Genomic DNA, 14,214 nt, shown 5'->3' with positions numbered 1-14,214 from the left:
AACTCCTTAAATGGCGGACTCGAATTCATCGGGCCCGTGTTTGGTTTCATTTTCATGTTTCTTATTTTCTTTATGTCCGACCAAAATGTGAAGTTCACACATCATTTTGTGTAATTCTTCAGATTGGGTTTGCATGTCTTCGGTGGAGCCGGTGACGGCACCCATGGATGAAGCCACCCCTTGCAGGCTTTGATCAATCTGTGTCAGGGCTTTGTTCACCTGCTCAATGCCCTGGGATTGTTCATGCGAGCCTTGGGCGACGGTTTGAATCAGCTCAGACACCGTGCGGGTGTTTTGCACAATCGCTTTCAAGGCCGTGTCGCTGTCAGCGGCAAGGCTCACGCCTTGCTTGGATTTTTCGGAAGCCTCGTGAATAAGAACACTGATCTCTTTTGCCGCCCCGGCACTTTTTTGCGCCAGTGCGCGAACCGCGTCAGCGACGACGGCAAAGCCTTTTCCTTGTTCCCCGGCGCGAGCGGCCTCAACCGCGGCATTCAGCGCCAGCAGGTTCGTCTGAAAGGCGATGTCGTCAATCATGGTCAGGATTTCTTCGATCTTTTTCGAGTTGTTAGAGATCTCACTGATGACCTGAACCAGACGTTCCAGTTTTTTCTGTCCTTCATCCACTGTCCGCTGACCTTCGACAGAAATATTGGCTGCCTGATTGGAATTGAGAGAGTTCTGACGAACCGTGGCTGTCAGCTCTTCCATGGAGGCGACGATTTCTTCCAAAGAAGCTGCTGTGGAAGTGGAGCTGGATGAAATCTGATCACTGGAGGACACCAGTTCCGTCGCACGATTGCGAATGGTGGAGGAGCTTTCATCCAGGCCGCCTGCAACCATGTTTAAGGACCTTTGAACTTTGCGGATGTTCCAGAAGCTGACGAAAAGCCCCAGCAAAAGGCTGACACCCACAACGGAGGCAAGAATATAGATGGTCAGCTTGAAGTTCTTGGCGACATTTTCAGCGTTGCTCACGCCTGCCATGTAGCTGTCGTCGGTAAGTTTCTTCAGGGAGTCATAGGCTTTGGTGTACTGGGTGTTGGAGGGACCCTGCAGGATCTCTTCTGCGAGCTTTTCATTTTCCTGGTCAACGGCTGCCTTGAACTTTTCGCTTTCTTCCTGATAAGCCTCCCAGCCAGCCAGGAATTCTTCATAGGTTTTGCGAAGGTCATCGGTGGTCAGTAAAGGATCCAGAACCTTGGAGTAGATCGTGATATTCCCGAGCAGACTGTCCATTTCCTCCAGAACCTGCTTGCGCTCATCGGTGCTTTGAGTGGCCAGCAGATTGAATTCCAGCTTGCGATAGTTGGCCAGATTGATATTCAGATCCGCAGCTTTGCTGACGGCCGGAAGCCAGACTTCGCCAATTTCACCGGTGACCTTGTTTTGAAAGCGCAGGCGATCCAAAGAAAGCAGATTGGTGATCAGCGCGATCGCCATCAGCAGTCCGGTCACCATCAAGAAGCGGCCTTTGAGTGAAAGTTGGTTCATATAAGGGTTCCTCCGGCCAGATTCTTCGGAGTCCTTAAATGTGAATCAGAGTCTGGCCCGACTATTTTGGGCGATCCAGAGCCAAAATACGAGGCGGTATTAATTCTGATATAAGTGAGTTTTGTTTAGAAAATTGGACCTAGGTTGGGGTCCTGTGTTGACGAAGGTCTTAAGACTCTCTAGATTGGGGCTTAGGAGACTTCTCAGCATGCCTAAGCACCTAGTTTTTCTCTACGCTTTTTGTGTGGTAATTCTATTCGTCGTGAACGTCGTCGTTTCTTAACGACGTCCCCGTGATTAGTTTTTAAGCGCGTAAATATCCGGATAATTTCTTCCGAGCTCTTCGGAATCCATCCCGTATCCAACTACATAGCGGTCTTCAATAGTCTTCCCGATGTAATCAGCTTTGATTGGCAATTCACGGCGTGCAGGTTTATCCAGCAGGGTCACGATCTTCAATGAAGCCGGAGCAGATGCAAACAGACGGCTTCTTAGGAAACTCAAAGTTCTGCCCGTGTCGATGATTTCTTCAACCACGATCACGTGTTTGCCTGCGATGTTCACAGAAATATCTTTGACGATCTTGATCGCGCCACCGCGCTCAACCGCCTGCACGTGAACGAAATCCACTTGCTGAGGCAGGTCCACTTTGCGCATCAGATCCGCAGTGAAATGGATCGAGCCGCGCAGAGGGCAGATGAACACAATTTCCTTTCCTTCGTAATCAGCTTCGATTTGGGAAGCCAGAGTTTCGACAAGCTCTTTAATCTCGTCGCTTGCCAGGAAGGAAACCATTTGATCTTTAAGTTGTGCCATGTTGTGTGCCTCTTACAAGTCGATGGAAGTGATGCCAGCTGCCTGCGCCATTTTAAGATAGCGCAAAGCCTCGGGATGTTGCGGATCCCGAATAAGGATATTCTCCCATTGTTCTGTCGCTTCAGCAATATTGTTTGAGTTGTAGTAAATCGCCCCAAGCTTCAGTCGAGCTGGAATAAGGTGTGGGTATTCGCGGATCAGGGACTTCAGATCCTTGATCGCACGCTCAGCCTGGCCCAGCTGCACATGAACTTCAGCAATGCGCATGGTGATTTCCGCTTTTCTGCTGGAAAGCTTTTGTGCTTTCAGCAGTTGCTCCAAAGCTTCATTGTAGCGTTTGTACTGATAATACAGGTCTGCCAGTTCCTCGTGTTTGGAGGCGATTTTTTCGTCAACAAACGGGTCCTGCCTGCCGGATTTTTTCTCCAGCTGGGATTGAGCATCCAGGAATACCTGTTTGCCCTCATCGTATTTACCCAGATCATTCAGGATGATGGACAGACCCACACTGGCGTCGGTGTACGTTGGATCGATTTCCAAAGCACGACGGAAGGTTTTGATCGCCTTGCTGAACTGGCCTTTGTCGTAAAAGATCGTCGCCAGCATCTGGTAAACTTCCGGGTTGCGGGTGTTTTGCAGAAGCATCTGGTTCAGAATCGGTTCGGCCATCTTGTAGTTCCCGTTGATGAAGTACCCACGGGCTTCGGAGAGCATATCGTCATGAAGAGCGTTCATTACTCAAGCTCCTTTTCAGCGTCTTTCAGTTCGCGGCTGCCAGGGAAGTCACGGGCCAAAACGGCTTCGTATTTCTTTGCTTTTGCGGTGTCGCCGATTTTTTGTGCCGAGATGGTAGCACGGGAAAGGGCTTTGGCATCAAAACCAAGTCCGCGATAATTGTTGTAAAGACCTTCATAGCGGCCAAGGGCGCTGTCGAAGATTTTACGTTTGAAGTAGAAATCCGCGATGTATTCTTCTTTTTCTGCCAGCATGCGAATCGCAGCGGTGCGCTTTTCTTTGGCTTCATTCACGAACTCAGAGTTCGGATATTTCTTAATCAAATCAGAAAGATTCAAGATCGTGTCATTGGCCAGAGTTAGATCACGGTCAATGGTGGAGGGAAGCTGGTTGTAATAGCTCATACCGATACGGAACTGAACGTAGTCTGAATTCGGAACGGTAGGGTGAAGCTCTTTGAACATCTGGTAAGAGACTTGAGCTTCCGCGTAGGATTCCTGTTTGTAGTAAACATCCGCGATGGCCAGTTCGGATTTCGTGGCGAAATTGCTGTACGGGAATTTGTTTTTTACTTCAGTGTATCTGCGAATGGCCTCTTCATAACGCTCAGATTTGTCGTACTCTTCCGCAATGGCGAAAGCCCCTTCCGGCGTATTGGAGTTCTTTTCAGTGGAGGCACAGGAAACCAGAGTTCCCAGGGCCGCGAGAATGACTATGACTCGGAGCGTTTTCAACATAGAGGTAAATCATATTTTGACCAAGGTCCAGCTGTCAACGCGTCAAAAGCAGGGAGGATTTTTTAATCCAGCCGGTGAGAGAGCCGGGGTAAGTCACCTGCACCCAATCACCTTGGGTGGTGTGGGCGACAACCTCCATTCCGCCGAATAAATCGAGGATGGAGACCTGGTTTTCGCCTGGGGCGGTTTGCAACGCGACTTTCTCTTCGATGATGGTTCCTCGAGTCACAGACAGATCATAGATTTTCAACCCCAGAAGCCCTGTAAATATAACAAAGCCCAAGGTCAAAATGACGGCCACGGTCGGGAATCTTGGCAATGCGGTTTCTTCATTCAGGGCGCGGCGTCTAGCTCCCGCATAACCTAAAAGCAACCAACCAGCGACAAAGAAAAGCAGAGTGGAAAGAATGAGATACGCAGTCAGAGGCACGGGCTGCAGCAGATTTTTTCGCAAGCTTTCGTAGGTTTCAATCTGGTGCGGAACTTCCTTTACCTGCATCTGTGACAACACAAACTTTAGTCCAGCAACCGCCGTGGAAAGCTCTGGTTCTGAATCCAAAGCTTTGCGCAGAAGGCCAACTGCCAGGGGCTTGTTTCCAAGCTGAAACTCACTCAAAGCAAGATTGGTCAGAACCGTCGCGTTGTGCGGATCATTTTGCAGGGCTTTAGAGAAGCTTTCCTTCGCTTTTGCATAGTCTTTCGCGACATAAAACTGAGTTCCCTGCTTAAAAAGATCTGCAGAGGTCTCTGTTTGCGCCGCACCTAGAGAGGGCAAAATCAGAAAAAGAAAGAACACAGAGAGCAATTTCAAGTTCGACATAGCTCTCAAAGTTTACAGATAAAAGTCTCTTGATGTCTAGGGCGTGGCTTGTCTTAGTCCTGACCCAGGAGTAAACTAGACGGGCATTTCAAAAAACAATGGGTCCTGCTTAGATTAGGCCCCGCGAAAGGTATTATGAGTTCTCTTGTAGGTCATCAGATACAGCAATCCGATAAAATCAAATCCATGGTTCAGGATCTTGTTGGCGAAGTTGGAAAACTAAACGCACAGATCACTGGCATTCGCGCTCCGATGGATGAATTTAAAGATTCTGGAAAACAAAAGATTGATCTTGCCGGTCAATTCCGTGGTCGTCCTTTGCACTATCCCTATATGGGCACGGGTGCGGGTCGCGGTCCTTACGTTGAGCTTGAAGACGGCAGCGTGAAACTGGATTTGATCAACGGTATCGGTATTCACCTGATGGGCCATTCTCACCCACGCGTGATCGCTGCGGCTGTTCGTGGTTCTTTGTCAGACATTCTGACTCAAGGGAATTTGCAGCCGAACAACGAGTATCGTTTGTTCACTGAAAAAATGGTGAAACTTGCCAGCAAAAAAAGCCGCATGAAATACGCGTGGATCGCTACTTGCGGTACCATGGCCAATGAAAATGCGCTGAAACTTTCCCGTCAGAAAAATTCTCCGGCTCGTTTTGTGATGGGCTTCAAGGACGCCTTCGCGGGTCGTTCCACAATGATGGCGGAAGTGACGGACAACCCGGCCTACAAACAAGGTCTGCCGGAATATCACGAAGTTCTGCGCGTTCCCTTCTTTGACAAGCGCGATCCAAAATCCGGCGAAAAAGCTTTGAACGTGATGAAAGAGCACGTGGCAAAACATGAAGGCAACATTTCTGTCTTTGGTTTTGAACCGATGCTGGGTGAAGGTGGTTATCAGGCGGCTCCGCGTGAATTCTTCATTCCGCTGCTGGATTTCTGTAAATCCAAAAACATCGCGATCTGGGCGGACGAAGTTCAGACTTTCACACGCACCGGTGAATATTTTGCCTATGAAACGTTGGATATCGGTCAGTACATCGATATCTGCACGATTGCAAAAACGGCGCAGGTGGGTGCAACTCTTTACACTGAAGAATACAATCCAAAACCAGGCCTGATCGCGGGCACGTTCTCTGGCTCCACCCCGTCTTTGACTGCGGGTATGGAAATGCTGGACATGCTGGGCGAAGGTTTCCTGGGTCCTCAGGGTCGTATCAATCAAATTCACAGACGATTCATTGACGGCATCAACCGTTTGAATGAATCATCCTGCAAAGGCATCGCTCAGGATGCGGGTGGTATGGGTCTGATGATTGCGTTCACTCCGCACGACGGCAAAAAAGAAAGTGTGAATGCCTTCCTGAATAAATTGTTCCAAAACGGCGTGATTGCTTTCCCTTGCGGGAAAGACCCGGTTCGCGCGCGTTTCCTGGTGCCGGCGATCATTGAAGACGCTGACATCGACATCGCTTTGAAAGCGATCGAAAAAACTTTGCTTGAAGGAGTCTAGTTGGACTTCATCGAGGCCTGCCGACAACTGATCGCTATCGACAGCTCTCCCACTCACGGCAATAAAGAATTGTCCAAGTGGGTGGCGGCCTTTTGTCGTCAGCGTGGATTGCACGTTGAAGAACAAGAGGAAGTTGTCGGAGACCTTGAACAGGCAAATGTGATTGCCCGTCCGGTGGCGGAGCGCCCGGAAGCCGAGTTCCTGCTGCAAACGCATCTGGACACGGTAGATCCGGGACCGTTTTCACTTTGGACGGATACGGGTAGCAATCCGTTTGATGCGCACATTATCGATGGAAGAATCCATGGCCTTGGGGCTGCGGATGTGAAGCTGGATTTCCTGTGCAAGCTGGAAGCTCTGGCTTCGTTTGGAACCAATCGCGCCTGGCGTTTGCCGCCGGTGCTGGTGGGGACCTTCGGTGAGGAGTCCGGCATGCAAGGGGCCCTGAAGCTGATTCGCAAAAACAAGATTTCAGCAAAGATGGCGATGATCGGGGAGCCCAGTGATCTGCGAGTGATCAATGCGGCAAAAGGTTTTGCCAGCGTTGAAATTCATGTGCCGTTCTCGGATGAAGAAATGCGCTATCGGGAAGAGCACAATCTGCGTGAAAGCACCTCGACGCAGTCCAAGATTTTCCGTGGTAAAGCGGCGCACTCTTCAACCCCGCATTTGGGGGAAAGTGCGATAGCCAAGATGTTTGAATATCTCATGATGCTTCCTGATTCAGTGAACGTCATGGAGATGGATGGCGGGATCAATTTCAACACTGTTCCTAGCCATGCGTTTTTGGAAATCGATATGGTGAACCAGATCCCAGAGCCCATTTCGCGCAAGATTGCCAATATCTATCGCGCAGTGAAAGCTCTGGAGCTGGAATTCCTGGATCATAAGGATGATGATTTTTATCCGACCACGCCGACATTGAACATTGGACTGATCCGCACCAATGAAGGCGATATTCAGATTTCCGGTTCGTGCCGTATTCCTCCGGTGATCACGCACGAAATCTATGAGGGCTGGATGGATCGTCTGCGCCAGGTGTGTGAAGCCAACGGCGCCACCTTCCGCGTGAATGACTACAAAAAACCCTTCCGCACGGAAGTGACTTCGATTCTGGCTAAAGGGTGTCTGGATGAATTGCGGGCGATGGGACTTGATGACAAGCCAATCACCCAGGCTTCCACCAACGAAGCCAGCATCTTCACCCGCGTGGGCATTGAGTGTGTGTGTTTTGGTCCCGGCAAAAGGGAAGGAAACGTGCACACCCCTCAGGAGCATGTCTCTATTGAGGATCTGCAAAAAGCTATTGAGTTTTATAAAAGGATCATCGAAAGGTTTTGTTTATGAGTTTCATAATACGTCCGGTACAGCACGATGATTTGAATCAGCTGGTGGACCTGGCAAAGCAGTTCAATTTATTGAATCTGCCGGGTGATAAAAAAGTGATCGGTGAAAAGATCGATCGCAGCGAACAGTCGTTTGCGGGAAAACTTTCCAAAACCCAGTCCGAATATCTTTTCGTTCTGGAAGATGTCGAAGAAAAATACGTCGTGGGAAGTTCTCTGGTTCTGGCCAAACATGGTAACGACGAAGTTCCCCACAGTTATTTCAAAATTTTCAAACGCGACCATTTTTCTCAGGACTTGGGAGTGGGCTTTATTCATCAAGTTTTGCGCTTTCAGCTGGATTTTGACGGTCCAACAGAAATCGGAGGACTTCTTGTTGATAAATCCTATCGCCGTCGTCCGGAAAAACTGGGAAAGCAGATCAGTCTTTCCCGTTTCCTGTACATGGGTCTTTATCCGGAACGCTTTGAAGACCGCGTGCTATGTGAACTGACGCCGCCACTGACAGATGAAGGCCGCAGTGAATTCTGGGAGGCTTTGGGCCGCCGATTCACCGGTCTTCCCTATCAGGAAGCGGATCTTTTATCCCAGTCCCACAAAGAGTTTATCGAAAGTCTGTTCCCGCAAGATGATATTTATCTGTGCCTGCTGGATGCCAAAGCGCGTCTGGTGCTGGGACGTGTGGGTGAAGCCACGAAGCCTGCCCAGCATCTTTTGGAAAGCATCGGTTTTAGCTATCTGGATGAGGTCGATCCTTTTGATGGGGGTCCTCACTATGGCGCAAACGTGTCCCAGATTCTTCCCATCACTCAAGGACGCCGTCTGCGTGTGACAGAATTCAAGGATGCCGCTTACAAAGAGCAGGGCCTTGTTGCAACCACGGGTGAGGACTTCAAAGCGTCATTGGCTTCTGCAGATGTGCGCGGCAATGATGTGGCGCTGGCGCCGAAAGTGCGTCAGCTTCTGAATATTGAAGTCGGCGAAGAAATTTATATGTCTCCATTTAATTACAATAGAGGAAAATAAGAAATGAGCACCACCATCTTCCCAACCAAATACAAAGGTGACTTTATCAACGGACGTTTTGTTCCGGTCAGCAAAGGGGACGGCGAGTTCAAGGACATCAGCCCGGCCGACTTGTCAGATCTGGTCATGACGGTGCCATTTAAGCACGATCACATCGATGAAGCCTGTGTGGCGGCGAAGAAAGCCTATATGGGCTGGGCGATGCTGTCCGTGGATGAGCGTCGTGGTTATCTGATGCGCCTGAAAGAGCTGTTTGATTCCCACGCTGAACAAATGGCGCAGGTGATTTCCCGTGATACGGGAAAACCAACCTGGGAAGCATTGACGGAAGCCAAAGCTTTGGGCGCGAAGATCGACATCACTTTGAATCAGTCTTTGAATCTGGTGGCAGAGGAAAGAATTCCCAACGCCCTTCCGCAAGTGGAAGGTGTGATTCGTTATCGCTCCCGCGGGGTGATGGCGGTGGTGGGTCCGTTCAACTTCCCGGCGCACTTGCCAAACGGGCACATCATTCCGGCGCTGATTGCTGGAAATACAGTTGTATTCAAACCTTCTGAGCAGACCCCGGCAGTGGGTCAGTTCATGGCGGAAATCTATGAAAAAGCCCAGTTCCCTCCGGGTGTGTTCAACTTGGTACAAGGTGATGGTGCTGCCGGTGGCCGTCTGGTGGCAAGTGAGCATGTGGATGGGATCTTGTTCACGGGTTCCTATGAAGTTGGTTTGAAAATCAAGCAAGAGACCCTGACACACTACTGGAAAATTCTGGCGCTGGAAATGGGCGGTAAGAATGCGACTGTCGTGTGGGATGATGCTGATATGGATAAGGCGATCTATGAAAGTCTTGTTGGCAGTTACATGACTGCCGGTCAGCGCTGTTCTTGCACCAGCAGAATTATTCTGCACCCAAGAATCGCTGACGAGTTCACCGAAAGATTCTATCAGGCCGCGAAAAAACTGACGATCGGTCACTGGACAGAAAACAACTTCATGGGTCCGTTGATCAATGAAGCAGCGGTGGAAAAGTACATCCGCTTCCAGGAAATCGCCAACCGCGAAAACTGTGAAAGCCTGATGCGCGGTAAAGCTTTGGATCTGAAACACAAAGGTTACTATGTGACGCCGTCAATTCATCTGGTGAACAAGTTTGATCCAAACAGTGTTTATCAGAAAAGCGAGATCTTCGGCCCGAACGTGGCAATATATCAGTCTGATAACTTTGACGAGACTATGAATATCGTGAATTCTTCCGGTTATGGCCTGGTGATGGCGCTGTTCTCTAAGAACAAGGAGCTTTACGAGCAGGCTTTGTTGAAGGCGCGCGTGGGTCTTTTGAACTGGAATCGCACGACGAACGGATCCAGCTCCCGTCTGCCGTTTGGTGGCATGGGTAAATCCGGCAATGATCGTCCTTCTGCGCACTTTGCAATCCAGTATTGCACAGTTCCGGTGGCGAGCCTTGAAGATGCGACTCCTTTTGACCCGACAAAAATTCTGCCGGGCATGAACTTGGATATGAAGTAATGAAGAAAACGATTTTGGTTCTGATTCTTGCGGTGGTGATCCTATTGGCCTCTGTCGGTGGCGGCGTGGCCTATTTGGCATATCAGTTTACCAACTCCCGCCCCAGCGATGTGGCTCAGGATGTGGTTTACGAAGTCACTCCGGGAAAAGGCTTCACCACGATTGCCAAAGAGCTTGAAGAAAAGGGTCTGGTGAAAAACGCAGCGTTCTTTAATCTTTTTGCCCGCTTTAAAGGGGATCGTTCCAAAATCAAAGTCGGTGAATATCTTCTTCGCACCAACATGATCCCGGCTGAAGTTCTCGAGGCCATCACTTCCGGAAAAAGCATCGCCCGAAGCTTCACTGTCAGTGAGGGCTTAAGCACTTACGAAATTGCTGAGCTTTATGAAAAACAAGGTTTTGGCACGGCTGAAAGTTTTATGGCTTTGGTGCGCGATCCGGCCTTGATTCAGAGTCTGTTGGGCGAAAAAGCCGACAGTCTGGAAGGTTATCTGTTCCCGGAAACCTACATGCTGACCAAGTACACCGACACTAAAACGCTGATCTCAAACATGGTGAAGCGTTTTTTGTACGTTTATAACGAGGTGATGGCGCAGGCTGAAATCCGCTCCATGACCCGCAATCAAGTGGTGACGTTGGCAAGTATCATCGAAAAAGAAACCGGTGCTCCTGAGGAAAGGCCGCTGATTTCTTCGGTCTTCCACAATCGCCTTGCGAAAAAAATGCGTCTGCAAACCGATCCAACGGTGATTTATGGAAAAGCCGAAGCACTGGGTAAGATCGTGATCAACATCACGCGCGCGGATCTGCAAACGCCCACTCGTTACAACACGTATGTGATTTACGGATTGCCTCCTGGCCCGATCGCAAACCCAGGTCGGGAAGCGATCTTGGCAGCGGTGAAACCTCAGGAAAGTCAGTACTTGTTCTTTGTCAGTCAGAATGACGGGACCCACGTGTTCTCTGAAGATTACAAAGGCCACCAGCGTGCTGTTCAAAAATTCCAGTTGGATCGCAAAGCGCGTGAAGGAAAATCCTGGAGAGACCTGCAAAAACGCCCGGGCACTTCGGAAAAAAACTAGACTTTAAAATAAACAAAGAAAAATTTAATATGTGGTTTTTAAGAGGTAGATCGTATGCCAGAAACCACATATGGAAAACAATTGAGAGAGAGCATCACCGCGTTCTTATCCCATTACCCGGCAGAGTTTGAAAAATATATACCTTCCAAATTCGTGTGGAATGAATTAAGTATTTCTGACCTCATAAGCAATATTAAATACTTACGCAAACGTTTTGAAGATTTAAGAGATAGCTCCTTCGAGCAGGACTTTCCATATAATTTAGTTCAAGGACTTACTGGAAATCTTAATAACCTAAATAGCTATCTGGCCCATTTTAAATCCTCTGGAGATCAGAACTCGTTCAATAATGCGATTTCCACCTCCGAAACCATTCGTTCGCTACTAATTACCAATGGGTTCTCCAACTATTTAGATTTAGATCAGAATAGTATCGAAAAGAAAAGCAATCGAATTCAGGAACAGTCTTCTGAACTACAGAAGAGCATTGAGGAAGTAGAGGACATTAAGCGAAATCTTACTGAGCTTACTAAGGTTGCTACTTCTGGGGCAATAGCAGTTTCCTTCTCGAAGAGAAGTGAAGAAATTCGAAAGACCAGGTTGTTCTGGATGTATGCTGCAATTTTTCTAATTTTAGTAAGTTGCGGGATGGGCATGCATATCGCAAATGTTGTGCAGGAAATGTCTACCATTGAAAATGCCCACACTTCTGCTTCTTCAGGATCCAGTGGCTTAAATTCAACGAAGGCAGATCGAGGATCAACAACCGTAGTTAGCTTAGAAACGGATTATGCCGAAGGACTGTTTGTGCTAATGCTTCGAATTATAGCGCTTGGTCCTCTCGTATATGGATTAGTTTTTTGTATCATTCAGTATTCAAGGGAACGTGGATTAGAGGAGGAGTATGCGCACAGAGCCGCAATTTCCAGCATCCTGCCGACTTATAGTACCTTGATTTCAGAAAGCTCTGTCAAAGACAATATTATGTCAACGGCTTCAGCTGTAATCTTCACGCTTCCGGAATCAGCAGACAAAAAGAATCAGAAATTTGGAGCCTTTATGAAGGAGGCAAAGCAAATCGCAGAACTAGTGAAGGTAGTTCGTGGCGGTGATTTGGGTAAGCCAAACTAGGGTTCAAAGCCCTCAGGAGCCGTGGCCCGGTCGAAGGATTTCGTATGCGGGTTGTAGCGGAAGATATTTAATCTTGGCACCATCTGCTCATCATAAGTTGGTGCCACAATCTCAAAAGTCCCGTCTTTGTCCACATCAGTCAGTGCCAGATTCGTGGCATTTCCCTGAACCAGCACAAATCCGTCGCGGGTTTCATACAGCGGCAGTCTTGCCATCAGGGTCAAACCTTCAGCGGCTGCATCGTAAACCTCTAAGCTCAGGCTGTTGCGGCTTTGGATTTTAAGAACCACCACTTTGGGGCCGTCCGGGCCCAAAGTGCCGTCCACTTTGGCGACGATCTTGCGCTCTGAACTTAAGAAAGCATCTTTGACTTTCCCGCGCAGGGAAGGGATCACGGCGATCACCGTCAAAGCCATGGCAACCAAGGCAAGGGCTCCCATAAGGATGATTTCTTTTTTCTTGAATGTCGTTTCAGAGGTGGTCGCGTTCATAGGGAAAGTCTGCCATAAAAGTCGTTGAATGAAAAAGCATAACCGCATTAGGATATTCCCTGGCCCAAGGGCCAAGGAGTGCATGTGGCAAAACTGGTAGTTTCTAAATTTGGCGGCACCTCCATGGGAGATGCAGACTGTATGCTTCGTAGTGCAGAAGTCAGCTTCCGTCAGGGTTCTGGCCTGGTGGTTGTTTCTGCGACCTCGGGTACCACCAACGATCTTATTGCTCTTGGCAAAACGGCTGAATCCCAAACTTGGCCGGAGTCAGAAAAAATCCTTTCCAAGATTCAGGACAAACACAACAAGATCGCCCAGGATCTGAAACTGCCAGCCGATGCCAAGCTTAAACTTGAAACTTTATTTGAAGAAATGAGCTCTTTGGCAAAAGGTGTGCACCTTCTGAAAGACTGCTCCGTGAAAGCCATGGACACCCTGATGAGTCTGGGTGAAAGAATGTCTTCCGTTCTTTTTACCGAAGCGATGTCTCAGGTTCTAAAAAAGCACGGCTCCGTAAAATCCGCTGAACTTTTGGACGTGCGCACAGTTTTGCGCACGGATGATCAGTTCGGCAAAGCGAAACCACTTACAAACGAAGTTGCCAGCCTTTGTCAGAAGAATCTGTCTTTCCTGCGCGACGGGAAAAAAGTCATGTGCACGCAAGGTTACATCGGCATGACCGAAGAAGGCATCACCACAACGCTGGGCCGCGGTGGCAGTGATTACTCTGCAGCGATTCTGGCCGAGGGTGTGTCTGCCGATGTTCTGGAAATCTGGACAGATGTGGCGGGGATTGCGACGACAGACCCACGACTGTGCCCGAAGGCACAACCTATCAGCGAAATTTCCTTCAAAGAAGCTTCCGAGCTTGCCACTTTCGGCGCGAAAGTTCTGCATCCGGCGACATTGCTTCCAGCCATTCGTAAGAACATTCCGGTCTTTGTGGGGTCGAGCTTTGATGCTGAGGCCCGTGGCACCTGGGTGCGCATGGATGTGGAAGATCACCCTCTGATTCGTGCGATGGCGCTTCGAAAAAAGCAGGTGCTCGTAACCCTTTCCACTCCGGAAATGCTGTACGCGCATGGTTTCTTGTTCCAGATTTTCAAAATCTTCAATGACCACAAAGTCAGTATTGATGCGATCACCACCTCTGAAATTTCAGTCAGCGTGACTTTGGATGACTCGACTTTGCTGAATAAAAATCTAATCAAGGATCTGTCCCAGATCGCGGATGTGCAGGTCGAAGAAAACCTGGCGCTGATTTCTTTGATCGGAAATAACATCAATCACACGCCGGGCTTGGGAAAAAGAATCTTCGAAACCATTCCAGACATCAATGTGCGCATGATCTGTCTGGGTGCCAGCAAACACAACTTCTGTTTCTTGGTGGCCGATGAACAGGGCCCCGAGGCCATCAAACGCCTGCACGCCTGCTTCATCGAAGCCGGCATCGAAGAAATGGCCTAAAAGGTACCTGCTTACTTTTTCCGAAGCATCGCGTGA

Annotated in this window: 13 protein-coding genes; 7 read left to right on the top strand and 6 right to left on the bottom strand. The window is 49.0% G+C overall.

Annotated features, from left to right (window positions below; all coding sequences use genetic code 11):
- Positions 1 to 6: 6 nt before the first annotated feature.
- From ACNQKP_RS03540 to ACNQKP_RS03520, 5 genes are all read right to left on the bottom strand, one after another.
- Complete coding sequence (locus ACNQKP_RS03540; protein WP_417862883.1) at positions 7 to 1,494, bottom strand: HAMP domain-containing methyl-accepting chemotaxis protein; 1,488 nt, start codon at positions 1,492 to 1,494, stop codon at positions 7 to 9.
- A 297-nt stretch (positions 1,495 to 1,791) separates the two neighbouring features.
- A complete protein-coding gene (gene hpt, locus ACNQKP_RS03535) occupies positions 1,792 to 2,310 on the bottom strand; it encodes a hypoxanthine phosphoribosyltransferase (protein ID WP_417862882.1) in 519 nt (172 codons plus the stop codon).
- A 12-nt stretch (positions 2,311 to 2,322) separates the two neighbouring features.
- Positions 2,323 to 3,045 (bottom strand): tetratricopeptide repeat protein, encoded by a 723-nt coding sequence (locus ACNQKP_RS03530; RefSeq protein WP_417862880.1) that lies wholly within the window; start codon positions 3,043 to 3,045, stop codon positions 2,323 to 2,325.
- Positions 3,045 to 3,782 carry an outer membrane protein assembly factor BamD gene (locus tag ACNQKP_RS03525; protein WP_011162738.1) on the bottom strand — a complete coding sequence of 246 codons (738 nt, stop codon included), beginning with the start codon at positions 3,780 to 3,782 and terminating at the stop codon, positions 3,045 to 3,047. Before ACNQKP_RS03525 ends, ACNQKP_RS03530 begins: the two co-directional genes overlap by 1 nt.
- Before the next feature lie 34 nt (positions 3,783 to 3,816).
- Positions 3,817 to 4,602 carry a tetratricopeptide repeat protein gene (locus tag ACNQKP_RS03520; RefSeq protein WP_417862878.1) on the bottom strand — a complete coding sequence of 262 codons (786 nt, stop codon included), beginning with the start codon at positions 4,600 to 4,602 and terminating at the stop codon, positions 3,817 to 3,819.
- Between the two features lie 135 nt (positions 4,603 to 4,737).
- Between ACNQKP_RS03520 and ACNQKP_RS03515 the strand changes: the two genes are divergently transcribed.
- Genes ACNQKP_RS03515 through ACNQKP_RS03490 form a run of 6 tightly spaced genes read left to right on the top strand, consistent with a single transcriptional unit; the run spans position 4,738 to position 12,220 of the window.
- Positions 4,738 to 6,114 carry an aminotransferase class III-fold pyridoxal phosphate-dependent enzyme gene (locus tag ACNQKP_RS03515; protein ID WP_417862876.1) on the top strand — a complete coding sequence of 459 codons (1,377 nt, stop codon included), beginning with the start codon at positions 4,738 to 4,740 and terminating at the stop codon, positions 6,112 to 6,114.
- Complete coding sequence (locus tag ACNQKP_RS03510; RefSeq protein WP_417862875.1) at positions 6,115 to 7,461, top strand: M20/M25/M40 family metallo-hydrolase; 1,347 nt, start codon at positions 6,115 to 6,117, stop codon at positions 7,459 to 7,461.
- Positions 7,458 to 8,486 (top strand): arginine N-succinyltransferase, encoded by a 1,029-nt coding sequence (locus ACNQKP_RS03505; RefSeq protein ID WP_417862873.1) that lies wholly within the window; start codon positions 7,458 to 7,460, stop codon positions 8,484 to 8,486. The genes ACNQKP_RS03510 and ACNQKP_RS03505 overlap by 4 nt, the downstream gene beginning before the upstream one ends.
- A gap of 3 nt (positions 8,487 to 8,489) precedes the next feature.
- Positions 8,490 to 10,007, top strand: a complete 1,518-nt coding sequence (locus ACNQKP_RS03500) for a succinylglutamate-semialdehyde dehydrogenase (protein WP_417862872.1) — start codon at positions 8,490 to 8,492, stop codon at positions 10,005 to 10,007.
- Complete coding sequence (gene mltG, locus ACNQKP_RS03495) at positions 10,007 to 11,089, top strand: endolytic transglycosylase MltG (RefSeq protein ID WP_417862870.1); 1,083 nt, start codon at positions 10,007 to 10,009, stop codon at positions 11,087 to 11,089. The genes ACNQKP_RS03500 and mltG overlap by 1 nt, the downstream gene beginning before the upstream one ends.
- Positions 11,090 to 11,143: 54 nt before the next feature.
- Positions 11,144 to 12,220: a hypothetical protein gene (locus ACNQKP_RS03490; protein WP_417862868.1), complete on the top strand. Its 1,077-nt coding sequence runs from the start codon at positions 11,144 to 11,146 to the stop codon at positions 12,218 to 12,220.
- On the opposite strand, the gene ACNQKP_RS03485 is transcribed toward ACNQKP_RS03490, so the two are convergent.
- On the bottom strand, positions 12,217 to 12,711 hold the full coding sequence (locus ACNQKP_RS03485) for a hypothetical protein (RefSeq protein ID WP_417862866.1): 495 nt from the start codon (positions 12,709 to 12,711) through the stop codon (positions 12,217 to 12,219). The two genes, ACNQKP_RS03490 and ACNQKP_RS03485, sit on opposite strands and share 4 nt — an antisense overlap.
- Positions 12,712 to 12,795: 84 nt before the next feature.
- Here ACNQKP_RS03485 and lysC point away from each other — a divergent pair, with 84 nt between their 5' ends.
- Complete coding sequence (gene lysC / locus ACNQKP_RS03480; protein ID WP_417862865.1) at positions 12,796 to 14,178, top strand: lysine-sensitive aspartokinase 3; 1,383 nt, start codon at positions 12,796 to 12,798, stop codon at positions 14,176 to 14,178.
- The last annotated feature ends 36 nt before the right edge of the window (positions 14,179 to 14,214 follow it).

It is taken from the genome of Bdellovibrio bacteriovorus (assembly GCF_048286975.1).
Lineage (GTDB): Bacteria > Bdellovibrionota > Bdellovibrionia > Bdellovibrionales > Bdellovibrionaceae > Bdellovibrio > Bdellovibrio bacteriovorus_H.
The sequence above is the reverse complement of the archived record's forward strand: the minus strand, read 5'-3'. Positions and strand labels throughout refer to the sequence as shown.

Excerpts from the sequence above, each read along its gene's own strand:
- ACNQKP_RS03490 (WP_417862868.1), top strand. The coding sequence starts at position 11,144 with ATGCCAGAAACCACATATGGAAAACAATTGAGAGAGAGCATCACCGCG.
- mltG (WP_417862870.1), top strand. The coding sequence starts at position 10,007 with ATGAAGAAAACGATTTTGGTTCTGATTCTTGCGGTGGTGATCCTATTG.
- ACNQKP_RS03485 (WP_417862866.1), bottom strand. The coding sequence starts at position 12,711 with ATGAACGCGACCACCTCTGAAACGACATTCAAGAAAAAAGAAATCATC.
- ACNQKP_RS03540 (WP_417862883.1), bottom strand. The coding sequence starts at position 1,494 with ATGAACCAACTTTCACTCAAAGGCCGCTTCTTGATGGTGACCGGACTG.
- ACNQKP_RS03505 (WP_417862873.1), top strand. The coding sequence starts at position 7,458 with ATGAGTTTCATAATACGTCCGGTACAGCACGATGATTTGAATCAGCTG.
- ACNQKP_RS03525 (WP_011162738.1), bottom strand. The coding sequence starts at position 3,782 with ATGTTGAAAACGCTCCGAGTCATAGTCATTCTCGCGGCCCTGGGAACT.
- ACNQKP_RS03520 (WP_417862878.1), bottom strand. The coding sequence starts at position 4,602 with ATGTCGAACTTGAAATTGCTCTCTGTGTTCTTTCTTTTTCTGATTTTG.
- ACNQKP_RS03530 (WP_417862880.1), bottom strand. The coding sequence starts at position 3,045 with ATGAACGCTCTTCATGACGATATGCTCTCCGAAGCCCGTGGGTACTTC.
- ACNQKP_RS03500 (WP_417862872.1), top strand. The coding sequence starts at position 8,490 with ATGAGCACCACCATCTTCCCAACCAAATACAAAGGTGACTTTATCAAC.
- ACNQKP_RS03515 (WP_417862876.1), top strand. The coding sequence starts at position 4,738 with ATGAGTTCTCTTGTAGGTCATCAGATACAGCAATCCGATAAAATCAAA.
- hpt (WP_417862882.1), bottom strand. The coding sequence starts at position 2,310 with ATGGCACAACTTAAAGATCAAATGGTTTCCTTCCTGGCAAGCGACGAG.